We start from the raw sequence: 23,595 nt of genomic DNA, 5'->3' as shown, positions 1-23,595 counted from the left end.
GCGCCTTGGCCGTCGAGTTGCGGGCCGTTCTCGATGACGGCACCGGCAGCATCCGGCCGGAACTGGAGCCCTTCGCCGAAGGCTTGGCCCGCATGCGCAACCCCCGTGCCGGAATCAGTTGGATGGCCCGGCCCCACGTCAATGCCATGCTGCACCGGCTCGCCGATCCCGCTACTGCGATCACCCACGAAACGCTCGACGGCATGCCACCGTGGCGGTCGGTGGCCTACTTGCGGGACCTGCTCATGCTGCACGGCGTTCTCCCGTCGGTCGACCGGCATCTGATGTTGTTCGAACGCTGGTTGCGTCAGGTTCTGGACCGGATCGACGACAGCGAGCACCGCCGTGTCGTGGAACGGTTCGCTCTCTGGCATGTCCAGCGGCGCCTACGGCAATTCGCCGACCGCGGCCCGGTCACCGAGAAACAGACCCAGCAGGCCCGCGCCGAGGTCCGCCACGCGATCGGTTTCCTGGCTTGGTTGAACAGCCGAGGCCGCGCCTTGGGCACGTGCCGTCAAGCCGATGTCGATGCCTGGTACGGCGGTGCCTACACTGCGCGCGGGCTCACCCACGCCTTCCTGCGCTGGGCCACCCACGCCAAACTGGCTGGCCGACTACATATTCCACATCAGGACACCCGCAGCCCGTCCCCGATCAGCCAGCGGCAACGCCTGGACCTCATTCGCCGCCTGATCACCGACGACGCTATCGAGCTGCCCACCCGTGTCGCGGCACTGCTGATGCTGCTCTACGCCCAGCCGCTGACCCGCATCCTGCGCCTGACCACCGGCGATGTTCTGGGCACAGACGCCAAGCCCAGTATCAGGCTCGGTGATCCACCCAGCCCGGTCCCCGAGCCCGTCGCCGGACTGCTGCGCACCCACCTCGGCAACCAGCTCAACCTGACCACCGCCACCAACCGCAACGCCAACTGGCTGTTCCCCGGCCGCCGGGGCGGCCAGCCCCTGACCAGCGATGCCCTCCAACGGCAGTTGCGCCTCCACCAGATCCCCGCACTCACCGGCCGCGCCGCCGCGATCAGGCACCTCGTCCTGCAAGCACCCGCACCCGTCGTCGCCCGAATGCTCGGCTACACCCACGACCAGACCGCCCGCCTCGCCGCCGAAGCCGGCAGTCCCTGGAGCCGCTACGGCCCCGAGACCGGGCCCGATCCAGCACCGCAGAACGACCCGGAGCCAGGTTTACACGACAGTTGATAACGCGAGGTCACCAGTGTCCCACCCCTGGCTGGAAGCTATGAGCCGGGGGTGCAACGGATTAGGATTTCTCGGCCGCCGAACCAACACCTTCATCGACCCCGCCTCTGCGCTGCGCAACCGATCACCATCAACATCGGGTGGACGTCCCCCGAATCCCTGCCGGCGCGGCGCTATCGTTGTCTGGAGTCCCCGCGGCTCATTGCTGCGGCCACACCGGCACGGTAGGAAACCCCCAGCTTGGTGAAGACCCTCGCGAGGTGCTTTTCAACTGTCTTCGGGCTGATGTACAGCTCCGCCGCGATTTCACGGTTGCTGTACCCCTCGACGACGCGGTCGGCGATATCGCGTTCGCGTTCGGTCAAGGCTGCTGGGTCAGCCGGCACATCGACCGCTGGCCTCCGCCGGATATGCTTTCCCAGCGTCCTCAGCTCACGCGCGGCCTGGTCGGCAAGCCGCGAGGCTCCGAAGTCGCGAAGTGAACTATGCGCCAATTCGAGTTCGCGGACCGCTGATTCTTGTTCGCCGGATCGCGCCAACGCGCGCCCGGCTGTGAGCTGGGCTTGTGCGGCCCACACACCCGTTTCCGCAGCCTGGAAACACTCGTATGCCTGCTGCGCGTCGGCGACCGCCGCGCGGAATCGGCCGCGCGCGATCTGCGTCTGCGCCCGGGCCAAATACACGTGGCCCTCGCGAGATCGCAGGCCGAACGTGAAGTCCTCCATACCCCGGGTAATCTCCGGGTCACCCACGCAGTAACATCTACGGGGTCGCGGTATAGGAAATTGTGAAGCTACGAGGCGAGGTATCGCGACACCGTATTCAGAAATATTACCGCTTTGCGTTGTGGCCATCTCGGTTCAGTCGTTTGGTGGTTTCAGTCCGAACTTGGCCGATGAAGTCTCGGGGGATGTAGTCGATTATGTCTTCGCGCGAGGTTATGGTCAGTTTATGCAGAATTGCGGCGATTTGCGCTTCGACGGTTCGCACTGATTTACCGCGGCGAGCGGCGATGGCGGAATTAGTCCAACCGGCGGCGGCCATGACAGCGACCTGCTTTTCAGCCTCACTCAACTCGTTCCACCTCGAGGAAGGAATTTTTCCGGCTGGACGATATTTCGACTCGGGGGCGATTCCGAGAGTGCCGAGAGCGACCCGTTGCACCTCGTCTAGTTCTGGACGTAAACGCGAGCCGCGTGCCTCTGCATCGGCGTATGCGTCGGGCCCGAGAACTCGTCGTGCAACGTTGATTGCATTCGTAGCTTCGTCGGCAAGTGGTCCCATTGCTTTGATTTCTATGCCGAGTCCGGCTCGTAGGGTTGTAGCACCACCGGCTAATACTGCGATTTCGGTGGCAAGCGCTTCCAATCTATTTTGATCGGGTTCCCCAGCGAGGATTGATTCAGTGATAGTATGGGCCAACGACCAATTCCGTAATTGTACCGCCCATACCCCAGACCACTGATCACCTACATCCAAGTTGTATTCCAGCGACGCCCGTTGCAGTTCCAGGGCTTTGGCTGGGTCGCCATGTCGGGTCAAGGCTATCGATCTGGCGAGTTCAGCCCATGCCTTGTCTCGCGGCGCTCCGGAAACATTGGTGTGATCCAGGTACTGCTCGGTGATTTCATGGGCTTGTTTTGCGTCTCCGAGCAGACCCGCCGCCGTCGCCGCGAACAAAGCACTCAGGGAGACGTTTCCCTTGTTTCCCAGGGCTTCAAACTTGTTCCGAGCACGGGTAAAAACAGTGATCGAGGCGGGATCGTGGCGCGTGAGTAAGAGTTCCATCCCCCATGCAAATTCGACATCGGCCGGAAGGCCTATATCAGTGCCAGCATCGTGACGCCACTTCGATCTGGCTTCTGCATCAGGAATACACGCGGCGACACAGTCTTCGAGCAGCTGTTCAGCATCATCGTATATGCCCTGGGTCAGGGCGAGCCGCACCATGACGGCCATTGCCGCGATCTGAATTTCCGTGGGTTGCGGCACTGCGACTCGGGTGGCCTCGAGACAGCATTGAAGCCACCGGCGCATTTCTCGAATCGATCCGTTCGTGAACGGTACTCGCATATGGGCCAGTCCAAGGCAAATTTCCAGCCCGGCGGTGGCTTGGTCGGGGGTGTTGAGGCTGGCCTCGATTGCGGTCACGTTATTTGCCCAGTTCGTTCGAGCCCAATTCAACAGATCTTGTCGTTCGGGTGTGAACCAGTGGGCCGCGGCGTAGACCGTTTTGTCGCGGTAGTAGTGGATGTGCCTCTTGGCCAAGCGGGCGGGTTCATCCACCTCAGGGGTGGAGCGCAGCGATAACCGATGCTGGGCATACACACGCAGACTCTCCATCAGCGAGTATCGCACGGTATTGGATGTTCTCTGCGCCGAGATCAGCGAGTGATCTGCAAGACGTTCGAGCAAACCCTCGATCTCGTTTCGGGCTAGACCCGCCCCGGCAGAACGACCGTCGCCGCCACTGTCAGCCTTCGCGTCATCGTAAGTGGTATCGCTGCAGATGGTTTCGATGGCGTCGAGGTCGGCACCGACGTCCAACAGAATGTTGGTGGTATCAGGGTCGTCGGGGTTGGTGTAGTAACCAGCGGCGAAGACCGACAGGCGGTCGAAGAGCAGTCGCTCTTTGTCCGTGCACAGATTGTAGGACCAGTCGATGACGTCGGTGACCGCACCATGGCGGGGGTCTGCCCCCAGCCGACGGGTCTGTGACCACCGCAGGCGGGCATCGTCGACGCGACCAGTTAGCCCACGCAAGATCGCTGCAGGTGGCTGGTACACCAGCCGAGCGGCCGCAAGCTGGATGTAGAGGGGATGGTTGTGTACGTGACGGCAGATGGCTGCCGCTGTGTTGGACTGCTCGGCGCCGGTGATGGGGTGGCCGGTGAGTTCGGCCCGGTGCTGGAAAAGAGTTAGAGCATGCTGGCGGGTTAGGGGCGGGACGGGGACGAGGAGTTCGTCGATCCAGCCGAGGGGTTCGCGGCTCGTAGCAATGATGGTCAACTCCGGGACAGTTTCAAGCAGGTCTGCGACCACCCGCCCGACACTGGTAAGTAGATGTTCACAGTTGTCGAACACCAGCACGACATGTCCCGCGTGACCGGTTGTGTCGGTAGTGGTGAGAGTGTCAACGATAGCCGCCCTCGCTGTTCGCCCGGAGAAGTCGGCGTCGATCACCGCATGTGCGATCTCCCCGACGACTGCGGCTTCCTCGGCATTTCTGGCAAGTCGAGCCATCCGTACCCAATACACGCGTGCTCCCCGCACGGCTTTGGTGTAGCGACGCACGGTCTCTGCAGCCAACCGCGTCTTCCCGATCCCACCCGGTCCAGTCAAGGTGATCAACCTGGCCGCGCCCAGCAGCAGACCACTGATTTTCTCCTGCTCACAATCTCGTCCGACGAAGCCATAAGCAGGCGTAGGCAAATTACCAGCACCAACCCGATGCCTAGTATTCACACCCATTAAGCGTAGCCTCTGTGAATAAACTTATCGAGTACTCTTCCGCCAGAGCAAAGGTCCACCCTCGACAGGCGGTGTTGAACCAAAACCGGACCTTGTCCTTTGAGCAATACCTCCTTTCCCTCCTTTCCCGAGGGCGATGAGACCGACCGTGCGTAGAGAGAGAATCCACGGACCAGTCCCGCAGGCTCTCCGGCTGTCTGTCGCGCATCATGAGACGAAGTCTGCAGGCTGCGAGCTCGGCCACGACCCGCATCGTCGTCACCAAGATTGGTGTGACCGGACTGCCACTCTACGCAGTACTAAAGTAGATGACAGGCCTTGACCGACCGGACGGTCATGTCTAGCATGTATCTCGTGCATCCACCATTGGCGACTGCGCCCTTTGATGAAAAGCTCGAGTACTATCGGACGATTCACGCGGTTCCAGGTGTGCGAGCGATGCACTTTATCGGCGTGCCCATGGTTGTTGCCTCACTACCGCTGTTGGTAGCGCGGCCCCACGCCGGAGTGCCGATGTTCGTCGTCGGCTGGTCGTTCAATCTCGGCGGGCACCTTTTGTTCGGAAAGAAAGGGCCGGCTCTGCGATACGGTCCGGTAACCTATCAGCTGGCTGGTGTTGCCACGTGGTCGATGGAGGTCGGCGAGTATCTCGCGCGCCGATCACAGCGGCGCGCGACGCGGCAGTCGACCTCGGCTCGATGATGCTCACCGTCGGCACGCCACTGGGAGCCGTTTCCGTGCACATCACCGGACAGGATCCGGGGGCCGCGCCCACGGTGCTGATGCTGCACGCGAATCCTGGTGATAGTCGCGACTTCGACGCTGTCACCCCAGTTCTCGGCAGCGAGTATGCCATCGCGTCAGTCGATTGGCCTGGCTACGGCCAGTCCACAGTGGCCGACGCCCGCCAAGTAACCGCGCTCGGCTTGGCCGAGGTTGGCGAACTCGTCCTGGATCACCTGGCGGAACATGGGATCAAGCGAGTGGCCATTATTGGTAACAGCGTCGGCGGCTTCGCCGCCGTACGGCTCGCGGTATGCCGCCCCGAGTCCGTCACTGGTGTCGTACTTGTCGACTCCGCTGGATACTCACCTCAGAATGCACTCACTCGAACGTTCTGCCGTCAGGTGATGGGCAGGCCCTGGATCGCCAGCCGACTCGTCACCCCGCTCGCCCGTGCCTACCTAGGTCGACTGCGCACCTCGAGCGCCCGGGCAACATACGAACGCGCGAAGCAGGTTCGCAACGATCCAGTGCGGCTTGAAGTGCACTGCGCAATCTGGCGCAGCTTTGCCGACCCTCGATTCGACTTGTCCGACACCGCGCCAGCGGTGCCAACACTCGTTGTTTGGGGCAAGCGCGATCCGGTCCTGCTTGCCGTAATCGACGGGCGCCGGACCCGACGGTGCCTACCTGACGCTGAGTTCGTGCTGCTTCCGACGGGTCATGAACCATTCAACGAGCGCCCAGAGCTTTTCCTCCGGAAGGTCACTTCGTTTCTTGCTCAACATGCCAGGAGTCAAAGATGAGATCCGCCGAACCCGGACGACGCGCCCTGCTCGGAGCCGGACAGCGGCTATTGGCCGAGGAGCCCCTGACCCGGCTGTCGATCAATGCAATCACCGCCGAGGCCAAGATGGCTAAAGGTAGCTTCTACCAGCATTGGCGCAGCCGTCACGAGTTTTTCCTCGCCCTGCACCGCACTTTCCACGACGAGCTTCTTCGCATCGTCTCAACCAGGATGACACACCAGCCGCCTGGCCTCGAGCGACTCACCATCGGGATGAACACTTATCTCGACGTGTGTCTCGCCGAACCTGCCACCAAGGCTCTGTTAGTTCAGGCACGCACCGATGCGGGGCTCGCGGACGAAGTAGCCGTACGTAATCAGCAGGCAGCAGGCATAGTCATAGCCGATCTGGAGGCGATAGGTTGGCAATCACCTGAGCCGGTCGCCATTCTACTAATCGCTGCTATCGCCGAGGCCGCACTCCAAGAACTCACTACAGGGGGTCGCCGAGAAGATCTGCGCGACGCGCTCATTCGATTGGCGGACCGACCGACGGCAGTATCCACGGCCCGGGCGGACAGCGGTGACCGCGGAATGTTATGCACGATACGAGACCGGACCGGGATCAGTGGCACCGAGTGAGATCCGTTGCATGCCGAGATTTCGTCGGGGAAGGCGCTATTGCGCGCGCCCGGCAAACACCCCGGTTACCTGATTCATAAGGCCAATCGTAGTCGACGCGCATTGGAGTGTCGGTCACGACGCTGAAGGTCAAGGGGTTGAGAGTGGTGCCGGCGACATCGCGATACGGGTTCGATCGACCGAGCATCCGGTCTCGATCTGCTCGGCTCCGTAGTCGGTGTCTATGAGGAAGTTGACCTTGATGGCCTGCGCTGCAGACGGTTCGGTGGTGAGTTCAGCTGCTGACCCACAGCCGCCGGGACGTCGGGGCCGCCCAAGACCAAGGAGCGATAACGGGAGGGCTCCATGGCAACGTGTCCGACGACATCGGTGATCGACCAGCCTAGAGTCGCAGGAACGTCACGATCGGGATCGATGTTGTCGACAGCCAGGTCGGCGAAGCGCTCGGCCATCGGCAGGACGGCTTCCAAGGTCTCCTCCCGAGAGGCGCTGACGGACGTCGTATTGCGTGGTCTCACCTGGAACTCCTGTCGACCACCCGGGATACCTCTCCATAATAGGCAAGATATTGAGCATTGTAAGGGCGGCACACAGCATGCGGATCGGGATAATTGGTGCAGGGATAGCGGGCTTGGCCACGGCCAAGACATTGACCGGGCGAGGGTTCGGGGTCACCGTGTTCGACCGAACGCCAGACCTCGGGGGCGTGTGGAGCGCCACCCGGCGCTACCCAGGGCTGCGAACACAGAACAGCAAGAAGACCTACCGGTTCTCGGATTTCCCGATGCCGCACGACTACCCGAGCTGGCCGACAGCCGCGCAGATGCAGGCTTACCTGGCGGCTTATGTCGATCGGTTCGGATTCGGCGATCGAATTCGACTCGGCACCGAGGTCAGCTCGGCGGTGCCGAGAGCCGATGGCGGTTGGACACTGACCTTGCTCGAGCAGGCCGCGGCAGCACCATCGATGGCCCGTTTCGACCATCTCGTCGTGGCCAACGGCGTATTCAGTGATCCGCTCATACCGGACTTCTCGGGCGCGGACGAGTTCGTTGACGGCGGTGGGCGAGTCTGCGCGCCAAGCGAGTTCGCCGACCTTGACGCGGCACGTGGTCGACATGTCGTGGTGGTGGGTTACGGGAAGTCCGCTTGTGATCTGGCGGAGGCCATATCGGAGGTGGCCGCGTCCACCACTGTCGTCACCCGACGGCTGCTCTGGAAGATGCCGCGCACCGCTGGCGGCGGCTATGAACAGTTGGCCCTGACCCGCATCGGTGAAGCGATGTTCCCCTATATCGAACAGAACATCACCGAGCGATTCCTACATGGCCCCGGCCGACGCATTCGCGAACACATCCTGACCGGTATTCAACGGCGCGTGGTGCGGGAGCTGCGGCTGGTCGAACTCGGACTGGTGCCGCACGGTCGATTCGAGGACATCGCGGAAAGTAGCCTGAGTTTGGTCACCGAGGGTTTCTTCGAAAAGGTCGGCACGGGCAGGATCGTCGTGTGCCGCGACACGGCCATCGACAAGCTGATCGCCGAGCCCGAGGGCACCGCCGCGTATTTGGTCACCGGGCAACGATTGCGCGCCGACATCGTGGCGTGCGCCACCGGTTTCCGTCAACATGTGCCGTTCTTCGGCTCGACAGTCCGCGACATGATCACCGATGCCCGCGGCGACTTCCGGCTGTATCGGCAGATACTGCCGACCCACGTCCCGAATCTCACCTTCGCAGGTTACAACTCGTCGGCGGTCAGCACGCTCAACGCGGAAGCGTCCGCGGCGTGGATCGCCGGGTGGCTCGAAGGGCGCATCGCCCTACCGGCCCCGCACACCCGCGACGCGATGATCACCCAGCGATTGCGCTGGATGCGCGATCGCACCGGAGGACACCACGCACACGGCGCCAGCATTGCCCCGTTTTCGATCCGCACCGTCGACGAGACACTCGCAGACCTCGGCATCACGGTCAGCCCTCGCGTGCGCGCCCGCCAATGGCGGGTCCCGGTCGACCCCGGCGACTATGCGGCGCTCTTCCACAACGACCTGTACCCCACAAGGCCACCGAGTGTCAGTCGGCCAGGACTTTGGCGGCCAGCCTGATCAAGGTGTCGAGTTCGTCGGGGGTGAGCGCGGCGAACCAGGTGACGACTGCGGCGAAGTCCGCAGTATCGCGTGCGCGCCAGTACCGGTCGCTGACCTCGGTGGCCGTCAGACGACGGATGCGCTTGTCGGCCGGATCCGGATCGATTCGCAGAAACATTTTACGAGTAAGCGCCGACACCAATTGGGCGACGTTTTGGAGAAGGACAACGCGTTCTTGGTAAAAGCTTCGGCGTACTTTGCCGCGATGCAGAACAACCGACCCGGTTCGATCTGATGGCCGAGTACGCCGGCCCCGATGATATCGCCGAGACCGCCGGCACCGGCACGCGCGAGGGACACCGATTCTCGATCCGTCGTATGACACGCCTGCTCGGTGTCTCGGCGTCGGGCTACTACATACATGTGAAACGGAAGGTGGCAATAGTTTTGACGCCGCGTCAGCAGCGTCGTGCCGATCCGACGGTGAAGATCTTGGACGTGCACGCCGAGTCCGACGAGACATATGGGTCTCCGCGGATCGCCGCCGAGCTGCGCGAACGCGGTGAGGTGGCCAACGTCAAGACTGTCGCGGCGATCATGGCCGAGATCGGGATCGAGGGCATCAGCCCCCGTACCTTCAAGACGAGAACGACAGTGGTCGATCCTGCGGCGTCGTTCCCGCCGGACCTGGTGCGTCGAAACTTCGACCAGGGGCGACTGAACGCTGTCTGGATGACCGATTTCACCTATCTGACCTGCGGGCAGGGCGACATGTACTTGTGTGCGATTCGTGACGGGCATTCCCGCCGTGTGCTCGCCCACGCCGTGGCCGACCATATCGGCGCCGATGTGGTGTGTCAGGCGATCGACCGAGCGGTAGCAGTGCGCGGCGGCATCGTGGCCGGCGCAGTGCTGCATTCCGATCGTGGCGGCGAGTTCACTGCGGCGTTGACGGTGAAAGCCTGCCGTCGCCATCAGCTGAAACGGTCGATGGGTGACACCGGAATCTGCTGGGACGACTGTCCCGCCGAATCGTTCTGGTCGACTTTCAAACACGAGTCATATTACCGGCACGTCTACGCAACCAAAGCCGAACTCGTTGCCTCGGTGGACAATTGGATCCACAGGTACAACCATGACCGGCGGCACTCCGCCCTCGGGATGCTCAGCCCCGCTGCTTGATCCCCTGTCCACCATTCGGGGTGAACCTCAGGCCGGCGATAAATCCGCGTGAGACACGGTCTAATCAAGCGCGGTCAGCCCAAGTTTGGTGAGATGCAACACCTGCTTCATTGGTAGGTTGCACTAATGGTGGCGGCGAGGAATCGCGACATGGCCAGAATGGTCAGAGCCGGATTGGCCGCTCCCGGCCTAACGAAATTACCGGGTCCGGCGAGATACAAACCAGGCAGTCCTTCTACCTCTAAGTGACGTGTCACCGTCAGCGGGCCGTCGAGTCCGATTGGGTGGCTGCATGCCTCGTGCTCGAACGACCCATAGGGATTGCCGAACCACGCAAACGTCCCGGCTAGTTGATGCTCTGTGACAGCGTCGTACGCATCCTCGTATCTGAGCCAGCGAGAGTTCTCCCCTCCCCGCGAAACGTTCCCGTCGTGCCGAGAGAGTCCGGCCTCGGAATCTTGTCTCGTAACGTCTTCGGGTACACCTCCCGCGATCTGGTTGACAATCTGCCTCAGATGGCGTTTCACGTCTGCCACACGCGCTCGGTCATCGGTCGACACTTTGCCGGTCACATACGTGCGCGAGGCGCGCCCGCCTTTGGCTGGAGTGGCTGTCAATTCGCTATAGTCCGCTCGGTTGCGTCCCTGTTCTATAACGGCGAAGATCTCGACGAGCCGGTCACCGTTTGGTAGCGGAGCCCTCTCTTGCACGAAAATGTTTGTGGCCATTGATGGCACGGCCAGGTAGCCTGACCAGAGCTTGCGGTGGCGAAATGTGTCCAGCTCGTTTCCGGGTGGAAGGCGAAGGAGCGCACCAGCACATAAGTGGTCGGTTATGCGAGTCGTCAATTCCTGCTGTAGCGTCTGACTCAGGAGCGTGACGTTGGAGATGGCGGACGCTGCTAGGACACAACATTGAAAGTGACTGCGCGTGTAGACGTTGCCATATTCATCAATAAGATCAATTGACCAGTATCCATTCGCAGTTCGCCGGAGTCGCTGCGCCGCAGCTCGGGTGATGCGCAAAGAATCACCCGCTCCCGCTAGCCGAAGCGCTGGCCGAAGCGGAGAGTATGCCCTGAAGCCTTGTGAAGCAGTATCGAAGTACGCAGCCTGAGGAACGTGCTTCATCCCAAGGCGAACAGCAGCCGGCGAAAGCGGGCGAGGTTCGAGCTCAGGAAACTCAGTTATAAGGCTCTTGCGGACTTCGCTGTAGGCCCCTTCCGGGCCCGCGAGCAGGTGAACCCACTCCTGCGGCCAGTCGACCAGAGCCGACGAGTCTATCTCGAGAAGAACCCCGTGATAGCAGAGCGATCTTCCGCCCAGTCTTTCGGAGAGGCCGCCACCTGCACCCCAGTCTGTGGCAGTCCATCTCCTCGTTTTCTCATCACCCGAATATACCGTGGTGTCCCAATCGATGTGCTCGCGACGGATGGACGGACCGCGCTCGAATACCTCGATTTCCAGGCCTGGACGAGAAGCCAGAGAAGTTGCGACCTCCAGACCCGCCATGCCTCCCCCGATGATCGCAATTGTGGCGCTCAAGCTTGCCCCGAAGATCGAGCGGGTCGAGCTTGACGTCGACAGGCCAGACACTGTGCGCCTGGGGAGTTCCTGTGCCGAGCGTGGCACTCGACGTGCGGCCATAGCGCAGTTCGGAAGGGCGTAGGCGCGCGAAATGCTCCTGATTGAAGCCCAAGGCACCCGGCGTTGATTGCAACGCCGGAAAGGTCCACACGGGCCGCAGTGAACGTCATCTCGCCCACCATTTCTCCTTTTCCGACCGACATCGATCAGGGCGGGTCAGGCCCAACACATCCCATTGGCGGGGCCTCGATACCGAGTCCAATGTAGAAAAATACTATTCGGGGATGCCGAGCGCCTTCTGAGTGGCTGTCTTCGCCGCCGCGGCCAATTCGAACGGATCTCGTTCCCAATACTCGGGCCGGAAAAGCTCGATGCTCGCCAACCGATCGTAGCCCGTGGCTTTCAGCTCGTCGGCAATCCGCTTGAACTGCAGAATGCCCGACCCGGGCAGGAGGCGGTGAGCGTCCTGCAACTGCGCAGCGGGGCGGTCTTCGCAATCGCTGACGTGGAGAATGAAAAGCTTCGACGAGTCGATGCGCCGCAGCGATCCTAGCTGCGACCCGCCGACATGGAAATGGAACGTGTCGATGACGAGGCCGACATCGGGGCGATCCACTTCCGCCACGATGTCCCAGGCCTTTTCGAGTGTGCGCACCGAGCACCCCGGGAATCCCAGGAACTCGAAGGCGATCTTGACGCCGTAGGTGGCGGCGATGTCGCCGAACGCCCGCAGCACCGCAACGGTTTCGTCCTTTACCTCGTTGTCGGTGACCCCCGGAGGACGCCTCCCCGGCACCACCACGATCGTCTCGCAGCCGATCTCTCCGGCGATGAAAGCGAACTCACGCAAGGTTTTTTCGCCGTCGGCGAAATCCTTGCCGGAGTACGTCGTCTTGTCCACGGCGTTGATGCTGAGCGGCTTCACCCCGCTCTCGCGAAAGCGATCGGCCAAATCCAGGACCGAGTTCCCCTGCAGATAGTGCCGTAATTTCGCACCCCAAATTTCCAATAATGGATACCCCACCCGCCGGGCGATCTCAATATCCGTCTCGAGGTCCGCTTTCATGCTGCTGGCCCCGTTCCAACTCAATTGCATAAAAACTTCTTTCAAGATCGAGGGTACGATACCAGGACATAGCTCAACCAACCACCCATGTGGCCGTCGACGGTCCCGACTTTTATTCCAAACCGATATTGGCATAGTCCGGAAAATATCTCCGGAGCATGAAGCTGGGCAAAACGTACTGCGGATATATGTGCGCCGAGGTACTGCGCTCATGGACGATGTGCAGCACCAGGCCTTCGGTGTCCGCCGCACACGTCGACCGGAATCCCGCGTCCATGGCCCGCTCGAACAACTCCGCCTCCTCGCGGTGATTCTTGTCCGAGAACTGCACCTGTGAGGCGACCTGCCTCCGCAGCACCATAGCGAAACCGTAGCAGCCGAAGTTTTTGGTGAGCGTCCAATCCGGATCCCATCCCTCGGTGGAAGCAGTGTGCACCGGTCCCTGACGCGACACGACAAAATGTTCTGGCAATCTGACGTCCGTTTCCCAGTAGCAGAACTTTTCGTGTTTCGGACTATATGCGAACCAGCGGTTCAACGTGAGGATATCGCCGTCGCCGAGGAGCTCCAGCATCCTCTCCACATAGTGCGGTGCATAATAGTCGTCGTCGTCGAATCTCATCACGACGTCCCCACGAGCTCTTTCCACCAAGAAGTTGAGCTTGGCGCCGATCGACATCTTGTGTTTTGGTTGGTGAATGTAATGCACATCAAACTTCCGGTACTGCCCGTTCGCCAGAAATTCGGCAGGTTCTGGGCTGTCGTCGAGGATCAGCAACTCCAATGAACCGCTAAATTTTTGCGCACAGTAGTACCCCACCATCGCACGCAGCTCATGATTGCGCTGATACGTAGGGCAAATCACGCTGACACTCACCACCCGGCAAGCATACAAGACTTGGCCGGACACTGCGTGTCAGCTGACCAACAGACGATGAGTTCCTGATCTTTACAACTCCGCTCACCCCGCCGAATCCGGCCGGGACCTGGGCCGTCCTGCCCGCCCCGAGCTCCGAATCCCTCTCTGAGGCAATGTCGTTCCGGCCGAACCGCGATCTGATCCAATACCACGTCCCATCTTCATGCCGCTGAGTCTGGTTCGAATTGTCGGAGTCGGACGGTGACGAACGCTGGCGGGTTCGCCGGGTCTCTAGGTCCGGTAGCTGTTGTGGCGGGCTCGTTTTGGCGCGTGAGCAGGTGGCGGATTGCGGGGTGCGTGCCGCATTCGGCCACCGCCACGACCCTGACCTTCGGAAACGCCGACCGCACCTCGGCAGCCAGCACCCCCGCCGACACCTGATCCGGCATCGAAACACGGTTCAGCACAGCATCTCTCACGTCCCGACAGGACCCCGAGACCTGCCCCGAACTCGGGTCCCCACGCCGCCGTCAACAGATAACCACGCCTGCAGAATCGAAAGCCGGCCGGTACGAAATACTTACGCGACGTGACACTGCGATCTGATCGGCAGGTACGACATTGCGTCAGAGATGGATTCGGAGCTCAGGGCGCGCAGGACGGCCCTGGTCCAGGCCCGATCCGGAAGGGAGGTCGAAGTCGCAAGGATCAGGGACTCATCGACTATTGGCTAGCGAATTGCGGTATGTCCCTTGACTTGTCGTGGCGGCGACGCAAGAATCGAGACTGCCGAGCGGCTAGCGGTTGGAGGTCTAAAGACGTGGCGGAAGCCCAGAAGTGGATCAGTTGTGAAATTCCTCGAGGAATTTCACAAGGTACTGAGGTCGCGACTGCGCTGGGCGCTGGTCGTCGCGGCCGCCTCGGTAGTCTGTGGAGCACTATCGGTCCTGTGAGCAAGCACTGCAACCGTCATGCAGTCCAAGCCCTTTGAGGTAATCATGTCAACGCCAATCGTTGATTTCGCGGCGAATGTCGCTCGTTTACGGCAGCTTTATTCCGGCCACCCTGCCTCTGCAACATCCATGTGGTCACGCGAGTACATCGCGTCGGGCATCGACCCTGCCAACTTCCGCGCAGACAACGTTTATGTGTGGCAACGTTTTCATGGAAATGATGCATACGAGCGGTCCTACAGGTGGTTAGCGGACCACGAAGGGGATCTGCTCGCGGGCTGCTCCGAAGACGGTGCGTTCGGCGCCCACTGCGTGCCGATCGATGGCAGGTTGGTCAGCCGAGACCTCCTCGACTCCGTTGCAGAGCTGGGCTTTCTGAGGTCGGAACTCGGCGACCTCTCGTCGCTTTCGTTTCTCGACATCGGGGCCGGATATGGTCGACTGGCGCACAGGACATCTGAGGTAGCGCCCGGTGCCGGGTACATCTGCAGTGATGGGATCCCTGAATCCACTGCACTGAGCGAGTTCTATCTCGCTCATCGCGGCGTGGAGACCGTCGACGTTGTCCCGCTCAACGACATTGCTTCGCGTCTCTCGTCGACTCGTATCGACGTAGCGCTGAACATTCACAGTTTTCCGGAGTGCCCGAGCCCAGCCATTGAATGGTGGCTTCGTCTATTGGCAGATCACGAAGTACGCTATCTCTTCATCGTTCCAAACGAAGTCGGCCTACTTCGCGGCACTGATGGGGCACGACTAGAATTGATGCCGCTCCTTAACCGCTTCGGGTACCGACTCGAAGCAATGCGGCTCAAGTACCGGGATCGCCGGTTCGCCGATACTGACTGGGTCTTCCAAATGAGCCACTGCCTCTTCGTCAGAAGCCCAGCGCCGGTTCTTACCGGCGGTCAATTTCAGCAAGTTGAAGGATATTAGCCGGAAGGTCGCCTCGCATGGTGATTCCGTTCTGCTGGCGGGTTGATTGTCACTTGATGCACTGGGCGAGACGGAAGTACAAGCGGCTGGAACGTGGTGACAAGGGTGCGCGAGAATGGCTGTGCGGAGTTCGGAAACGCGCGCCTCGCCTATTTGCGCACTGGGAACTGCGCTACACGACTTGGTGACTGGACGGCACGAGCCGGATGAATCGCGAGGTTCACGTCCGGATCTGTAAAGGCCGGAGGGTGAAATTCCCTCCGGCTACTCGGCGTCGTGGTGAGCGATGAGGAAAAGGCGTCCGATTACAGGCGATGCTTCCATCTGCCGGAGGAGGCGGGGATCAGGGGACGCCGCAGAGCATGGCGAACGCGGCTTCCGAACGCGGCCGGTGATGGCCCTCCTGGCCGGTCCCTGATGACGAGATCACCCGATTCGGAGGTGGTCTCGTCATCAGAAACCGGCCAGGTATACAGACATCTCGCTGTCCGGATCATGTAACTCGCCGGGTGCGGACTCGGGCTGTCGTCATAGGCTTCCACAGTGGGCTTCTATGATTACAATTGCATGATCACCGGTGTCAGCTTGGGTGCGGTTGATGCCACGCTGGTGCTGCTTCGACGGGTGGGCGGGAATTATCAGCCGATTGCTCTGGGTATCTCGGGCAGCTACAACCGTCTAGGTGCCATCGACGGCATCACCAAAGACGCCAATACCGACCTGATCCTGCGTTATTTCCTCGATGCCAAGGGCGCTGGCCGCTTCTTCACCCAGGACCAGACCAGCAACGTTGACGTGGATTGGCTGCCGCCCGACGCTGTGATCGACGATCTGGTCCACGTCGTGGAGCGCACCACCAGCTTCGTCGACGACGACTTGTACCAGCCCTCGTCGGTGCTGGACGGGGTACCGATCGTCTTCGCTTTGATCGCCCAACCTGTCTGGGATGCGTTGACCATCACCGCATCCGGGAAGCCCGTGGCAGACCTGTTCGCCGCGGCCTCGAGTGAATGTGGGATCGCGGAGGAGATCTATCGTGGGCAGTTAGCGCAAGTAGACGACCAGGTTCGCCAGTTCGCGGCAGTCAGCGACTTCCTCGCCACCCGCGAACGGACCTGGGCGCCATCGGGGACGCTGTATTTGGAGGAGGGTGAGCAGCACGGCTTCGACGACATGACACGATTCCTCGACCGGGCCAGGCGCGAATTCCACGACGCCCCCGTACTCCTGACCGGCCTTGCCGTCTATGAACGCCAGATCGCCGACCTGGCCGACAACTGAGACGGGGACCTGTTTCGGTCGCGGCCGGTGCTATGCGGCCTTGCCTGACGCCTGGTGGTTCCCGCTGGGAATTCTTCGGGGATCGGCCAGACGGCCGCAAGTGCCGGCTTACCGATGCTGCTAGCGGGTGAGGGTGGCTCGGTGCGGGCGAAACGCGCACTCGAACGTTCAAGTTCTACACCCGGCCCAACAATCCCCGAAGAACTTTCAGCGCGGACCACTGAGATTCAAGGTGTCATTGCAACGGTGCTGGTGGAGTGAGGTTGTGTGGCGAGGGTTGGGCGGCCGGGGTGTCGTATCGTGCCATCGCGGCTGGTCTCGAGCGGTCACCGTCGACGGTGAGCCGGGAGGTCGAGCACAACGGCGGTTCGTGAGGCATACCGGGCCGTATCGGCCCAGAAACATGCCGGCGACCAACGCGGGTGCCCGAAATAGCTTCTGCTGGAACATAATTCGGTGCTTCTATCGGGTCGCCGAGTGGCTGGCGCAGGAGTGGTCGCCCCAGCAGATCGCGCAGCGGCTGCGCCTCGAGCACAGTGACGACCCGGACGTGACGGTCAGCCACGAGACGATCTGCGGACTGTCTACACCAGCCGCTGGAGGAGTATCCCCAGGGAGATGTCGAAGAAGCTGAGGACCGCACGTTCGATCCGTAAGAACAAGCGGCACAGTGTGAAAGAGAAGTGACGCTTGCAGATCATCAGGGCACGGCCGATCACCGACAGGCCAGCCGACGCCGAAGGCCGCAGCATCACCGGTCACATCGAGAGCGACCTGATCGTGGGCGGGACAAGCAGTCAGGTGACCACGCTCGTCGACCGCCAAAACCTGCTGGCAATGCCCACTCCAGGGGCGGTCGTCGAGCATTCCCGCAGATGGGGAATCCGTAGCAATTCAGTAGTGTCGCATGGGTACTGGACGGGTGCTGGACCGACTTAACTCAAGTCCCACGGAGGCCGTGAATCTATATGCCTAGCATGAGCATCCTCACCAACAACAAGAACTTCCTGCTGTTGTGGTCTGGCAATGCGACTTCGTTTGTCGGCTATAACGGAGTCCGCATCGCCTATCCGCTGTTGGCGCTGTCCCTCACCGGATCGCCGGTCGTGGCTAGTTGGGTGGGATTCGCGATCACGTTGCCCTGCTTGATCTTCCAGGTACCAGCGGGTGTCGCTGCGGACTACGGGAATCGCATGCGAACACTCGTCAAGTGCAAGCAGTTCGGGTTGGCGGCAACTCTGCTGACGGCGACGGTCGTCGTGTTGCAACCCCCGGGTGTGTCGCTGTTCCTTATGAGTGCGGCATTGGTCGAGGGAACCGCACAGGTTTTCTTCGCCACCACCGAGTTGGGGCTGGTCCGTGACATTGTCAGCGTCCAGGAGCGTCGGGAAGCCTTCTCGCTCATCGAAGCCGAGGAGTCGATCGCAACCGTGGTGGGCCGAGCGCTCGGCGCTGTCGCTCTGGGTGCTGGCCGGAGTTTGCCGTTCCTCGCGAACGCCGCAACCTATCTGTACTGTCTTTGGTCCCTGTCCATAATCAAAGGCAGAGTTCCGGCGCAACCTGACGTCGACAGCCTGAGTATTTGGGATTGGAACCGTGCCTGGGCTGGTATGCGGATCGTGTGGACCGAACCGTACCTACGGTCCACGTCCTCCATCCTCGCGGCGACGAACTTCATTTTCGAGGTCGTCGTGTTGCTTATTGCGTTGGATATCAGTGACAGTGGCCGTCCGGTATGGGAGGTCGGCCTCGTATTGGGCGCCTCGGGTCTAGGCGGCATGCTCAGCACTGTTCCCACGGTGTGGCTCTCCAGTCGGGTCAGCGCAAGGACTGCGTTCGTAACCACGCTCTGGGCGTGGGCTGTTCTGCTTGCGCTCATAGCGGTCAGCTCCAGCCCGGTGGTGTACGCCGTTGCCCTCATGGGTATCGCCGGCTTCGGGACATTCTCCAACGTTGTGCTGACCATGTATCAGGTGCGCGTTATTCCCGAAGCCATGATGGGGAGGGTTGTCGGCGCCATGTTGCTCGTGCAGTGCAGCGGCATGGCCGTAGGCGCGTTGCTCGCGGGGTACATTCTGTCGATGCTCGGAATCTCGACAACAGGCTGGCTGCTGGTCGTCGCTATGGTGATACTGGCCTGGCGCGCACGCCGCATAAAAGAGCCCGCGGCGGTCGTTCAACGCACAACCTAGTAGTCGACGCACCCTGGATCGCGCCCTTTTCTCATCAGCGCGGAGCCACTGCTCGGTGTCTGGCCGGGCCTGCCGGGGCGAGCGCGCATCGTCCACAGTGCACGCGACCGGCTGAGGAAACTGCACCTGGTCGCCGGTGGGTTCGGCGTCACCACGATTCCGGAACGCTTGTCGCCGGTTGTCCCGCCCGGCGTGATCTCCTTGCGGGTCCAGGGCGCACCACCCGAGATCCGCCGGGTTTTCGGGCCCGACTTCCCCGGCGCCGCCGCGCTAACGATCACAGCAGTCAAAATGGGACCGTGTACGCGCCATCACCGTCTGCGACGTCAGCACCTGTCGCTTGTACAGCAGAGACAAGCAGGAGATCACCAGGTCTTATCCGGAGTTGGCCGAGGCGATTGCCGACGAGGCGCGCGGCCGGGAGCTGACCCTCGACGGCGAGATCTTCGCCCAAACCACGAGCGGGGCACCGTCTTCAGTCATCTGCATCGCCACCCATCTTCTGCGCGCTCAAACAAACCCTCGGCTGGACCAGCCCCAGGGTCCGCGACCCCGAGGCCGCCGACCGCTGGATCTGGATGCTGATCGCCGCCTACACCAAACTCCGACTCACCCGCGGCATAGCCGCCGACCTACGCCACCCTTGGGAAAAGCCGTTGCCCTACAGCATCGTTCCCCTGCACGAGTTCGGCGCGGGCTTTCGGCGCACCTCCGCACACAATAGGGCCTGCCCGGCCAGAGCGGCGAAACCCTCCCAGCGAGGCACCCGCCAAGAGAGCGGGATCCCGAACGCGCAGGACAGGTTTGAACTCAATCTAACGGGCGCCCACTAGTATTGACGATCAACGCGAACCCTTGCCGTGGACACCCGGTTCGAGTAGCCTAATTCCGATGTGGCAGAGCATTATTGACCTATTCACACTGAAGACGTTACGAAGGCGTCGGAAGATGAGGAAGTTGCGTGGCCGTGATCCTTTTCTTTACAAGTAGCGCCCGCGCATGACGGTGGTCTGGGGGATCTCAGCGCTTTCTCATGATGCATCGCTCGCTGTCATCGACGGCACGAATGTCCTCTTCGCCGCGCATGCTGAGCGTTACTCACGCGTGAAGAACGACCTTTATTTGCATCCGGCGCTCATTCAAGAAGCGATGAGTTTCGGTCGGCCCGATCTCATCGCCTGGTACGAGCGGCCGCTGATTAAGAAAGCGCGCCAGGTCCGCGCCGGACAGTGGTCCGACGCAATACGGTTGGACGACCTCCCCCGTCGCTACCTACGATCACTCGAGCTTCCATTTCGGCTACCCCCGATCGAGTACGTCAGTCACCACCGATCCCATGCGATCGGAGGTATCGCGACTTCTGGCTTCGATGAAGCCGCCGTCATCGTCGCAGACGCGATCGGTGAGTTCACCACCTTCAGCATCGGCTCTTACACGCGGGGTGCTGGTTTTCGCCCGCTTCACGAGCGCCGGTATCCGCACAGCCTGGGCCTTTTATACAGTGCGTTTACCAGACGCTGCGGATTCCGTCCGAATGAAGACGAATACATCGTCATGGGGATGGCGGCCTACGGTTCGCCCCGCCATGTCGATCGTATATATGACGACCTCATCGAAGTAGTCCCACCGTCGTTCCGGCTTCGCATCAACCCGCATCGCGGTATTGGGGAATGGGCCGCGGATGCCGAACCGGCCGACCTCGCGGCGAGTATCCAACACATCACTGAGGACATCCTTTTATCGGCTGCCGAGTGGGTTGCGCGAGAGACCAGCTCTCGCAACCTTGTCTTGATGGGCGGTGTCGCGTTGAACTGTGTAGCAAACACTCGAATCGCCGAGCGTGGACTGTTCGACCGTATTTGGATCCTTCCGAATCCAGGAGACGCGGGATCGTCAATTGGTGCCGCGGCCGCGGTCCTTGGCGGAGAGATCGACTGGCGGGGGCCTTATCTCGGAACATCGCTCGGCACCGAGTGGCCCGTCGACGACATTCTCGCCGCGCTGACCGGTGATGGAATCGTTGGTGTCGCCAGTGGCAAGGCAGAATTCGGACCACGAGCACTCGGCAACCGCTCGTTGCTTGCGGACCCACGCCCGGCGGATATGAAGGATCGAGTGAACAAGGTCAAGGGACGTGAACTGTTTCGTCCTTTTGCGCCGGTCATTCGCCAGGAACGCGCCCACGATCTGTTCGACATTCCGGTGGACGAATCGCCATACATGCAGTTCACGGCACGAAGTCGTCTGCCGGATGAGATGCCGGCGGTCGTGCACTTCGACGGCACAAGTCGTGTGCAAACCGTCACCGAAGACCAACACCCGGGACTGTATGCACTACTCGCTGCGTGGGAGCAGGAGACTGGCTGCCCCGCTTTGCTCAACACGAGCCTGAACGGAAGGGGCGAACCGCTCTTGAACGACACTTCTCACGTAAAGTCGTGGGTCGCCAAAACCGGCGTTCGCGTGATCTCATGATCCGTCTTCTCGTTACTAACGGCTGCAGCTGCGCTGTAGGAAAAGAGATGGAGCGTCCCGAACGCGACGGGTGGCCGGTTGTTCTGGCAGAGAGCCTAGGCGTTGAACTTGTCAACCTGGCTCGCAACGGCTCGTCGAATCGGCGGATCACCCGGACTCTTGTCGAGCAACTGCCAACGGTAATCCAGCAATCAGGCTACGCACCTGAAGAGATCTTGACCCTAGTGAGCTGGAGTGAGACCTCGCGGCACGAGCACTACGTTGGAAAGAAGCGGAGTTTGCGGCGTTTCAACGTTGGAGATCGTTTTCATGATGGCTGGCAACGTATCGGCTCCTGGCGCGTGAGAGAGGGACACCGGGCATCTATCGCCTTCTACGACCACCTGTGGAATGACGACGGACAGTTGGCGAGCCAATTCTTGGATTGGGTGATGATGGACGCTCTCTTGCGTGACACCGGTGTACATCCCAGGTACAACTTCGCATTCCCGATCCCACGCGAACTTCCTGCCTCGGCCGTCGCTGCGGCTGAGCAACTGAGTCAAGCGCGAACGTTCGGCGGAATACCGCCACGCCCGGGCACATGCTTCCTCGAGATGCCGTCAGAATACGAGCGCGGACCCGGAGGCCACTCCCTCGAAGAGGGGCACCGATGGTTTGCGGGTCAGCTCCGTGCTTGGCTGCAGAACGACCAAACCCTCCAGCTACCTTCGAGAGAGACAGGTGATGAGCCCCGGAATGGAAAGGGAGCGGGTGCATCCGGAGATCTGGTGGTCTGACATTTACCGCGAAAAGAACTGCCAGCAGCACTTCGAGTTGCGTGGAGGTGCGAACTCAGGACAGTTCCGCATTCTTTACCTCACGAACCAGCTCCCCCTGCCTGCTCATAGCGGTGGCCAGTTGAGGGAATCGGAGACGCTGAAGAGACTGAGCCGCGACATCGCGATCGAACTTGTTGTCCTTACGAACCAGTTCGAGCGCGACCGGGAAAATTCGGCCCTGATGCTGCCGTACTGCGCAAACCTGACTATCGTTCGAAGTGCGTCAGCCACAGAGGGTTACGAGCCTCACTTGCCGAAAAGGGTTGCAAGCTATCGATCTTCCACGTTGCGGCCCGCCCTCGAGCTCAGACTTGCTGCTGGCGGAATTGATGCGATTCATGTCGAGGGGTACTTCATGATGAGACACCTCCCGGACGTCGACCTACCTATCGTTCTGTGCGAAGAGAACATCGAATACCTCCTCGACAAGACATGCGAGGAACTCGGCGACCCGGACTCGATCGGCTGGAATGAAATCAGGCACCTCGAACATGAGGCCTGGCAGCAAGCGACGATCTGCGGCACCGTCAGTATCGACGACCTCGAGATCATGCGTCGCGACGCTCCGGACATCCGAAGCGTCTTACTTCCTTGCGGGTTCGATCATGTTGGCGTTGCGCCGCCACGGCGCCACGCTGATGGGGCACAAGTAGTGTTTGTCGGCAACTACTCGTGGACACCCACACGCGACGCGGCCGTTCGCCTGTTGACCTCGATCTGGCCACGCGTCTTGCAGCTCGTCCCTGACGCTCGCCTGAGTCTTATCGGCGCTGGGGCCGATGCTTCACTGAGAGTGCTGGCTCGCCATGCACCAAGCGTGGAATTCGTTGGCCAAGTCACCAGTGTGGCGGAGTACCTCAGATCCGCGGACGTCTTTGTCTGCCCAGTGCGAATGCATGGTGGCGTCAAGATAAAACTGTCCGAGGCGTTCCAAATCGCGTGCCCGATCGTGGCGGCACCAGAAGCCCTGGTGGGCTTTCCGCAGTCAGCGCGCGATGCAGTTGTCATCGCGGAAACGGATGCTCGCTTTGCTGCTGCCATCGCCGAGCTGTTGCTCGATCCGCGGAAACGGCAACGACTTGCTGCGCGTGCCCATGCAGTAGCTGGGGAACTGCCGACATGGGACGACGCTGCCACTGCGCTGTCCAGCGCGTGGCGAGAGTCGATATCTCTCGGATCGTCAGCTAGGAGGGATAATCTCACGACCGATCCCGTGTGACCGCACATCAGCGTGTGCCTGCGTCGCAGTGACCGATCTTCCTGTCGACAAAGTGCTGCCGGCTACCGATCGCAACCTGATACGCGTCCATCCCAA

The 23,595-nt window shown here is 61.2% G+C and carries 18 protein-coding genes and 2 pseudogenes; 14 read left to right on the top strand and 6 right to left on the bottom strand.

Annotated features, from left to right (window positions below):
* Window positions 1–5 precede the first annotated feature (5 nt).
* Entirely contained in the window at window positions 6–1,217 is a 1,212-nt protein-coding gene (locus tag AB0C34_RS21265; RefSeq protein WP_357075491.1) for a hypothetical protein, read from the top strand.
* Window positions 1,218–1,390: 173 nt separating this feature from the next.
* Here AB0C34_RS21265 and AB0C34_RS21260 read toward each other — a convergent pair whose 3' ends face one another.
* Together AB0C34_RS21260 and AB0C34_RS21255 are read right to left on the bottom strand one after the other, a co-directional pair.
* Window positions 1,391–1,969 carry a LuxR C-terminal-related transcriptional regulator gene (locus AB0C34_RS21260; RefSeq protein ID WP_357075488.1) on the bottom strand — a complete coding sequence of 193 codons (579 nt, stop codon included), beginning with the start codon at window positions 1,967–1,969 and terminating at the stop codon, window positions 1,391–1,393.
* 79 nt (window positions 1,970–2,048) lie between these two features.
* Complete coding sequence (locus tag AB0C34_RS21255) at window positions 2,049–4,688, bottom strand: AAA family ATPase (RefSeq protein WP_357075485.1); 2,640 nt, start codon at window positions 4,686–4,688, stop codon at window positions 2,049–2,051.
* A gap of 318 nt (window positions 4,689–5,006) precedes the next feature.
* On the opposite strand from AB0C34_RS21255, the gene AB0C34_RS21250 reads away from it, so the two are divergent.
* The 4 genes from AB0C34_RS21250 (at window position 5,007) to AB0C34_RS21235 (ending at window position 8,947) form a co-directional block, all read left to right on the top strand.
* On the top strand, window positions 5,007–5,390 hold the full coding sequence (locus AB0C34_RS21250) for a DUF962 domain-containing protein (RefSeq protein WP_357075482.1): 384 nt from the start codon (window positions 5,007–5,009) through the stop codon (window positions 5,388–5,390).
* Complete coding sequence (locus AB0C34_RS21245) at window positions 5,387–6,217, top strand: alpha/beta hydrolase (protein WP_357075479.1); 831 nt, start codon at window positions 5,387–5,389, stop codon at window positions 6,215–6,217. The genes AB0C34_RS21250 and AB0C34_RS21245 overlap by 4 nt, the downstream gene beginning before the upstream one ends.
* Window positions 6,214–6,840 carry a helix-turn-helix domain-containing protein gene (locus tag AB0C34_RS21240; RefSeq protein ID WP_357075476.1) on the top strand — a complete coding sequence of 209 codons (627 nt, stop codon included), beginning with the start codon at window positions 6,214–6,216 and terminating at the stop codon, window positions 6,838–6,840. Before AB0C34_RS21245 ends, AB0C34_RS21240 begins: the two co-directional genes overlap by 4 nt.
* Before the next feature lie 595 nt (window positions 6,841–7,435).
* Complete coding sequence (locus AB0C34_RS21235) at window positions 7,436–8,947, top strand: NAD(P)/FAD-dependent oxidoreductase (protein ID WP_357075473.1); 1,512 nt, start codon at window positions 7,436–7,438, stop codon at window positions 8,945–8,947.
* Here the strand turns inward: AB0C34_RS21235 and AB0C34_RS21230 are convergent.
* Window positions 8,916–9,107: a hypothetical protein gene (locus AB0C34_RS21230; RefSeq protein ID WP_357075470.1), complete on the bottom strand. Its 192-nt coding sequence runs from the start codon at window positions 9,105–9,107 to the stop codon at window positions 8,916–8,918. The two genes, AB0C34_RS21235 and AB0C34_RS21230, sit on opposite strands and share 32 nt — an antisense overlap.
* Before the next feature lie 116 nt (window positions 9,108–9,223).
* On the opposite strand from AB0C34_RS21230, the gene AB0C34_RS21225 reads away from it, so the two are divergent.
* The gene (locus AB0C34_RS21225) at window positions 9,224–10,111 is read left to right on the top strand and encodes an IS3 family transposase (RefSeq protein ID WP_357075467.1); all 888 of its coding nucleotides are present in this window, start codon (window positions 9,224–9,226) and stop codon (window positions 10,109–10,111) included.
* Window positions 10,112–11,971: 1,860 nt separating this feature from the next.
* Here the strand turns inward: AB0C34_RS21225 and AB0C34_RS21220 are convergent.
* Together AB0C34_RS21220 and AB0C34_RS21215 are read right to left on the bottom strand one after the other, a co-directional pair.
* A complete protein-coding gene (locus tag AB0C34_RS21220; protein WP_357075464.1) occupies window positions 11,972–12,808 on the bottom strand; it encodes a sugar phosphate isomerase/epimerase in 837 nt (278 codons plus the stop codon).
* A gap of 67 nt (window positions 12,809–12,875) precedes the next feature.
* Window positions 12,876–13,643: a glycosyltransferase family 2 protein gene (locus AB0C34_RS21215; protein ID WP_357075461.1), complete on the bottom strand. Its 768-nt coding sequence runs from the start codon at window positions 13,641–13,643 to the stop codon at window positions 12,876–12,878.
* Window positions 13,644–14,593: 950 nt separating this feature from the next.
* Here AB0C34_RS21215 and AB0C34_RS21210 point away from each other — a divergent pair.
* The 3 genes and pseudogenes from AB0C34_RS21210 to AB0C34_RS21200 form a co-directional block, all read left to right on the top strand.
* Window positions 14,594–15,511 carry a putative sugar O-methyltransferase gene (locus AB0C34_RS21210; RefSeq protein WP_357075458.1) on the top strand — a complete coding sequence of 306 codons (918 nt, stop codon included), beginning with the start codon at window positions 14,594–14,596 and terminating at the stop codon, window positions 15,509–15,511.
* 567 nt (window positions 15,512–16,078) lie between these two features.
* Window positions 16,079–16,792, top strand: a complete 714-nt coding sequence (locus AB0C34_RS21205) for a hypothetical protein (protein ID WP_357075455.1) — start codon at window positions 16,079–16,081, stop codon at window positions 16,790–16,792.
* A 284-nt stretch (window positions 16,793–17,076) separates the two neighbouring features.
* Window positions 17,077–17,179, top strand: a pseudogene (locus AB0C34_RS21200) (helix-turn-helix domain-containing protein); the annotation flags it as partial.
* A gap of 197 nt (window positions 17,180–17,376) precedes the next feature.
* Here AB0C34_RS21200 and AB0C34_RS21195 read toward each other — a convergent pair.
* On the bottom strand, window positions 17,377–17,544 hold the full coding sequence (locus AB0C34_RS21195) for a hypothetical protein (protein ID WP_357075452.1): 168 nt from the start codon (window positions 17,542–17,544) through the stop codon (window positions 17,377–17,379).
* A 225-nt stretch (window positions 17,545–17,769) separates the two neighbouring features.
* Between AB0C34_RS21195 and AB0C34_RS21190 the strand changes: the two genes are divergently transcribed.
* The 5 genes and pseudogenes from AB0C34_RS21190 to AB0C34_RS21170 all read left to right on the top strand — a co-directional run bounded on the left by AB0C34_RS21190 (window position 17,770) and on the right by AB0C34_RS21170 (window position 23,499).
* Entirely contained in the window at window positions 17,770–18,984 is a 1,215-nt protein-coding gene (locus tag AB0C34_RS21190) for an MFS transporter (RefSeq protein ID WP_357075449.1), read from the top strand.
* 295 nt (window positions 18,985–19,279) lie between these two features.
* Window positions 19,280–19,708: pseudogene (locus AB0C34_RS21185) on the top strand (hypothetical protein); the annotation flags it as partial.
* Between the two features lie 275 nt (window positions 19,709–19,983).
* The gene (locus AB0C34_RS21180) at window positions 19,984–21,459 is read left to right on the top strand and encodes a carbamoyltransferase C-terminal domain-containing protein (RefSeq protein ID WP_357075446.1); all 1,476 of its coding nucleotides are present in this window, start codon (window positions 19,984–19,986) and stop codon (window positions 21,457–21,459) included.
* Window positions 21,456–22,238 (top strand): DUF6071 family protein, encoded by a 783-nt coding sequence (locus tag AB0C34_RS21175; protein ID WP_357075442.1) that lies wholly within the window; start codon window positions 21,456–21,458, stop codon window positions 22,236–22,238. The genes AB0C34_RS21180 and AB0C34_RS21175 overlap by 4 nt, the downstream gene beginning before the upstream one ends.
* Entirely contained in the window at window positions 22,198–23,499 is a 1,302-nt protein-coding gene (locus tag AB0C34_RS21170; RefSeq protein ID WP_357075439.1) for a glycosyltransferase, read from the top strand. The genes AB0C34_RS21175 and AB0C34_RS21170 overlap by 41 nt, the downstream gene beginning before the upstream one ends.
* Window positions 23,500–23,595 lie beyond the last annotated feature (96 nt).

The sequence above is a fragment of the Nocardia sp. NPDC049220 genome (assembly GCF_040647855.1).
Taxonomy (GTDB): Bacteria; Actinomycetota; Actinomycetes; order Mycobacteriales; family Mycobacteriaceae; genus Nocardia.
This window is presented reverse-complemented; position numbering and strand designations above follow the sequence as displayed.

Bases quoted from the DNA above. Each gene is read 5' to 3' on its own strand.
- AB0C34_RS21190 (WP_357075449.1), top strand. From the start codon at position 17,770: ATGAGCATCCTCACCAACAACAAGAACTTCCTGCTGTTGTGGTCTGGC.
- AB0C34_RS21230 (WP_357075470.1), bottom strand. From the start codon at position 9,107: ATGTTTCTGCGAATCGATCCGGATCCGGCCGACAAGCGCATCCGTCGT.
- AB0C34_RS21205 (WP_357075455.1), top strand. From the start codon at position 16,079: ATGATCACCGGTGTCAGCTTGGGTGCGGTTGATGCCACGCTGGTGCTG.
- AB0C34_RS21175 (WP_357075442.1), top strand. From the start codon at position 21,456: ATGATCCGTCTTCTCGTTACTAACGGCTGCAGCTGCGCTGTAGGAAAA.
- AB0C34_RS21235 (WP_357075473.1), top strand. From the start codon at position 7,436: ATGCGGATCGGGATAATTGGTGCAGGGATAGCGGGCTTGGCCACGGCC.
- AB0C34_RS21170 (WP_357075439.1), top strand. From the start codon at position 22,198: ATGGAAAGGGAGCGGGTGCATCCGGAGATCTGGTGGTCTGACATTTAC.
- AB0C34_RS21225 (WP_357075467.1), top strand. From the start codon at position 9,224: ATGGCCGAGTACGCCGGCCCCGATGATATCGCCGAGACCGCCGGCACC.
- AB0C34_RS21240 (WP_357075476.1), top strand. From the start codon at position 6,214: ATGAGATCCGCCGAACCCGGACGACGCGCCCTGCTCGGAGCCGGACAG.
- AB0C34_RS21255 (WP_357075485.1), bottom strand. From the start codon at position 4,688: ATGGGTGTGAATACTAGGCATCGGGTTGGTGCTGGTAATTTGCCTACG.
- AB0C34_RS21180 (WP_357075446.1), top strand. From the start codon at position 19,984: ATGACGGTGGTCTGGGGGATCTCAGCGCTTTCTCATGATGCATCGCTC.
- AB0C34_RS21245 (WP_357075479.1), top strand. From the start codon at position 5,387: ATGATGCTCACCGTCGGCACGCCACTGGGAGCCGTTTCCGTGCACATC.
- AB0C34_RS21210 (WP_357075458.1), top strand. From the start codon at position 14,594: ATGCAGTCCAAGCCCTTTGAGGTAATCATGTCAACGCCAATCGTTGAT.
- AB0C34_RS21195 (WP_357075452.1), bottom strand. From the start codon at position 17,544: ATGCTGCGGCCTTCGGCGTCGGCTGGCCTGTCGGTGATCGGCCGTGCC.